Consider the following 832-nt stretch of genomic DNA (forward strand, 5'->3'; position numbering starts at 1 on the left):
ACTCCAACGACTCCAACGCTAACGAAAGTCGCGACCTATACCAGCATTAAAAACTGTTCAACAGCAGCTGAAGTGCCAAACTGTGCTTTTGAAAAAGGTATTTACATTCTGCCGATTGGTCCAAACATTACTCAAGTTCAGCAAGATGCCGTAAAACTGCAAGTCGAAAATTTGCTTAAATGGGCTCATGATGATGTAAGAAAACAGTTTAGCCAGAAAAAAATACTCATTGGCATTTCCGAAGAAGAGCCAAATCCATCAACAGCCCACGGTAAGTTCATTATTGCACTTGCACAAAACATCTATGCGAGCAGCCCTAATATCAATGGCTTAGAATTGATTTACACTACAAGATCGGGGATGGATGAAACACTAAGTACCACGACATATCAAAAGCTTATGCAAGTTTTCGATTACTACGTTGATGGTGACAACAATACAGCCGTAGGTGCCGAGTTAACTAAGAGCTACGAAGGCTTCAAGACTCTTGTTAATAAGAAAATAGGAACCGGTACACAAGCTCTAGGTTACCTAAAATATAACGAATGTAATTACGGTAACGGACAATTAGGTTCAGATCGTATTGATGGCACTCCGAGTAAATGTCTGGCCGATAATGGTACGAGCATTAATGACGAAGGCGATGAGATTTCAAACGGCAAGTTAGACTATACCCACACTATCAAAAAGAACCTCAACCCTGGTGCATTTTTGGGGTTAGTTTATGAATACAAAGTAAACCCTGCTAACGGTAAATACCCGAACGAGCTGAAAGACGCAAACCAACCAAAAGGTTTTACGGCAATTGGTAAAATTGCAAGTGGTGAAACAA

The 832-nt window shown here is 40.5% G+C and carries 1 protein-coding gene; it reads left to right on the top strand.

Going from position 1 to position 832, the window contains the following annotated elements:
* A partial coding sequence (locus tag AB4653_RS26660; RefSeq protein WP_372105737.1) for a histidine ammonia-lyase occupies nt 1-832 on the top strand: 832 nt, incomplete at both ends.

This window comes from Vibrio sp. 10N.222.48.A3 (assembly GCF_041475345.1).
Lineage (GTDB): Bacteria > Pseudomonadota > Gammaproteobacteria > Enterobacterales > Vibrionaceae > Vibrio > Vibrio tasmaniensis_A.